The organism is Novacetimonas pomaceti, from assembly GCF_003207955.1.
In the GTDB taxonomy this organism is placed as follows: Bacteria; Pseudomonadota; Alphaproteobacteria; order Acetobacterales; family Acetobacteraceae; genus Novacetimonas; species Novacetimonas pomaceti.
In genome coordinates this window covers 1-3958 of the sequence record NZ_NOXG01000061.1, presented here as the reverse complement: position 1 = coordinate 3958, position 3958 = coordinate 1, and the positions used below count along the sequence as shown (strand labels likewise).

At 56.6% G+C, this 3958-nt stretch carries 2 protein-coding genes and 1 pseudogene; all 3 read left to right on the top strand.

What is annotated here, in order from left to right; genetic code table 11:
- Positions 1-445, top strand: a pseudogene (locus CFR71_RS15250) (IS5-like element IS1031A family transposase); the annotation flags it as partial.
- 269 nt (positions 446-714) lie between these two features.
- Complete coding sequence (locus CFR71_RS15245; protein WP_110532163.1) at positions 715-2160, top strand: mannose-1-phosphate guanylyltransferase/mannose-6-phosphate isomerase; 1446 nt, start codon at positions 715-717, stop codon at positions 2158-2160.
- 135 nt (positions 2161-2295) lie between these two features.
- Positions 2296-3897, top strand: a complete 1602-nt coding sequence (locus tag CFR71_RS16660) for a hypothetical protein (RefSeq protein WP_110532161.1) — start codon at positions 2296-2298, stop codon at positions 3895-3897.
- Positions 3898-3958 lie beyond the last annotated feature (61 nt).

Sequence of the window (3958 nt, the reverse complement as noted above, 5' to 3'; positions counted from 1 at the left end):
TTCGGGCTATGACGCGGGCAAGAAGGTCAAGGGCCGCAAGCGCCATATCGTGACTGATACCTGCGGCTTCCTGATCTTTCTCCTCGTTCATGCCGCCGATATCCAGGATCGTGATGGGGCCGTTGATGTCCTGGCGGCAATACGCAGGCGCTTTCCCTGGCTGCGCCACATCTTCGCTGATGGCGGCTATGCTGGCGAGAAATTGCGATCCGCGCTCGCCTCCATGGGAAAATGGACGGTCGAAATCATCAGGCGGTCCGATACGGTGAAAGGCTTTCAGATCCTGCCGCGCCGCTGGGTGGTTGAACGGACATTCGCCTGGCTGGGACGATGCAGGCGGCTCGCCAAAGATTGGGAACAATCCATTGCGTCCTCAACCGCATGGACATTGATCGCCTCGATCCGCATGCTCACACGACGGACAGCAAGGCATTGTCAAGCTTGAAAAACTTTCGGATCGGGCTCTAAGAGCTCCTTGAGGAATTCATGAATGAGTATTCCTACGTAGTGATGCTCTTTGGAAAGAGCAACTATTTTGGAATGGAATTTTCTACCTAAGTTATTGGGAACAGAGCGAGAGCAGGTTTCATAAATATATCAAAGGTTACCGAGGCGTAGATTGTTTTTTCATCGACATAATGCGCGTGGATGTGAATGTAGGTGCCTACTCATATATGTTGTACTTGTATAAATTTCTAAAAAGGTCTTAAATAAATGGTTATTTGTGAACACTCGTCAGGTTTTCGTAATATTGTCCCTGTTATTCTCTCAGGTGGATCAGGCAGTCGTCTCTGGCCGGTGTCCCGCCGTAGTTTCCCCAAGCAGTTCTGGCCATTACTTTCGGACAAGACGCTCCTGCAGGAGACATCGCTGCGGGGGAAGAGAACTGATTTCGCAAGTCCAGTCGTGATCTGTAACGAGGCGCATCGTTTTATTGTGGCGGAGCAGTTGCGTGAGGTCGGGATTACCGACGCGCGGATCATGCTGGAACCCGTCGCACGCAATTCTGCACCGGCGATTGCTGCCGCGGCCTTTCTGATCGCCGAACAGAATCCTGATGCGATCCTGTGGATCATGGCGGCCGATGCTGCCATTCAGCATCCGGAACTCCTGAAGGAAGCATTGGGCTCTGCGGTGCATGCCGCGTCGGAAGGGTATGTCGTCACCTTTGGCATCAAGCCGACCAAGCCCGAGACGGCCTATGGCTACATAGAGCGTGGTGCTGAACTTAAAGATGTGCCCGACGCCTATCATGTATCCAATTTCCTTGAAAAACCCGATGCCGCCCGCGCGGCCGAGTTCGTGCGTGATGAACGTTTTTCATGGAATTCGGGGATGTTCGTCGCAAAGGCGGGGCTGCTTCTGCGCGAAATTGAAACGTTTGAACCCGAAGTGTACGCATGCGTCCGTGATGCGGTGAAGGATCGCGTGGTCGATCATGACTTTGTGCGCCTTTCTTCGGCGGCGTTTTCCAAGGCTCCCGATATCTCCATCGACTATGCGGTGGCCGAACGCACGAAGGTTGCGGCTGTTGTACCAGCCGGTTTCGGCTGGTCGGATATCGGTAGTTGGGACGCGCTGTGGGAAATCTCGCCCAAGGATGTAGAGGGAAATGCCACGTTCGGAAATGTTTTCCTCGACCGGGCCAGGAACTGTTATGTCCGTTCAGATGGGATTGTCGCGACCGTCACGGGGGTCGAAGACCTGATTGTCGTTGTCACGCGCGATGCCGTCATGGTGTCCCATCGTGACAGGGCGCAGGATATCAAGGCGATGGTCGCGCGTCTGACGGCGGCCGGACGACCTGAAGCCACGAATCACGTCCGCATGTATCGTCCGTGGGGCTTCTACGAAAGCCTGATCGAAGGTGATCGTTTCCAGGTGAAGCGCATTCATGTCGATCCCGGGCAGAAGCTGTCGCTACAGAAACATTTCCACCGTTCTGAACACTGGGTGGTTGTCGAAGGTACGGCGATCGTCACGCGTGATGAGGAAGAGATCATGGTGCGTGAAAACGAGAGCGTCTACCTTCCCCTCGGGGCCATCCACCGCCTTGAAAATCCAGGGAAAATCCCTTTGACCCTTATTGAGGTCCAGTCCGGCCCCTATCTTGGCGAAGACGATATTGTCCGTATCGAAGATATTTATGCGCGGTCATAGAAATCCCCGCATGGCGCATCGAATACGACCTGTCCTTGCGGGGGGCTCGCAGGAACCAGGTAGCCGGATTTTACGGGATCTATTTTCTCTTGCCTGTGCGTGTCCGACATTTTGCAAAAGACGTGAGATATCCTTATGAAATCCGATTACGGTAAGTACCTGCTTGCCTGCACCCTGTTTTGCGCCATCTCGGCCGGTACGGTCCATGCGGAAACAGTCAGTACGCTTAGTCAGCAGGGGATGACAGACGGGCTTTCGCTGCTTGACGGTGGAAGTCCTGCTTCCTTCTATATGCGTGTGCCGGCGGACATGGCGCTGGCGAATGCGCATATACGGCTCCACCTCGACGTGGCGACCGGTCTTGGCCAGGATTCGCTCCTTCAGGTCTTCATTGAAGGGCAGCCGCGCATGCAGGTGGCGATCGGCGATCTGTCCGATGCGAACACCGACCGCGTCGTCAATATCCCCCTGACTGCGCGTGATCTCGAAAGCCGGTATCTTGCGGTCCGGGTTACGCCAGTCTTTACCGACAAGGGCGGGGCTCACGGCAGCGGTATCCATGGGTACGGATACGTACGTATTCTCCCGGACAGCGGGTTTGTTTTCGACGACGCAGATCGTGGCGCGCGCTCCATCCGCGGTTTCCTCTCCATGCTTGGCCCGACGGTGCGTGTCCGCCTGGCGGGTGCGATAAAGACCCCACAGGAATTCCAGGCGGTTCTGGCGGTCTCCACCTATCTGCAGGCGCAGGGCCGTCGCATCGACTGGGTTCCCAGTGATAGTGCTTCCACCACGCCAGCAGATATTATCATCGGCGATAATGGCAATAATGAGGCTGGTGCGACAAAGTTGCATGGCATGCATCTCGTGCCGGCGGCAGCGGGCATGCCAACCCACCTTGTGGTCGGCACGAGTGGCCCGCAGGCGCTTCTGTTCAGCCCCTGGACCGATCTTCTGGTGGGTGTTTCCTACGGCGACAGCAGCGCCCCCGGACGCAAGGGGCCACCTGTCGGGCGCGTGTTTCCCCTGTCGCAGCTTGGCGCGACACAGGATGTCGTGCCACTGACCAGTCGCGCATCCTGGTCGTTCACGCTGCCGCTGGACATGATGCGTCAGCAGGCGCCGAGTCATATTCACCTCAACATGGTCGTACCGCCGAGCGTGCCGGGCAATCCTCTGATGCTGCATGTGTTCGACAATGGCGAACTGCGTAATGTTGCGGCCCTGCCCGAACATGGTGGCCCCGTCAGCGTCGACCTGCCGCTGGTTGAAACCGGTCACGCGGCGGCGGACAGCATACGGCTGGATCTGTTGCGGCAGGATTTCTCCGGCAGCCAGAACACGTTGACGCCGTCCTTCGCGCAGATCCTGCCATCTTCGACGATTACGACAAACCCGGTCAGTCTTCCGGCTGATACGCTTGATGCCATCGGCCGTACCTTCGGAGCCACGACGTCAGTCTATGTGCTGGCCGACGCTCTTACCCATCCCGATGTGTGGATGGCGACGCTTGCGGGTCTGGTGAACATGCTGCACCTCAATCCGTACAATCTGGTGATCCACGCCGACGCCAGCATGCCGACGGACGGGCAGCCCTTCATCTGGCTGCGCCCGAATGTTCCGACCGGCTTCAGTGCGCCTGTCGCATTCGATCACGGCCGACTGCGCATTGTCGAAAGCAATGGTACCGTCCTGCTCGACGCGGAAATCTCACAGAAGGGTTGTACATCGGGTTAGATTATGAAAAAGTCTGTTTTGCACAAAAGAAATTTTCGTAAGCTATAAGAAAACCCGATGC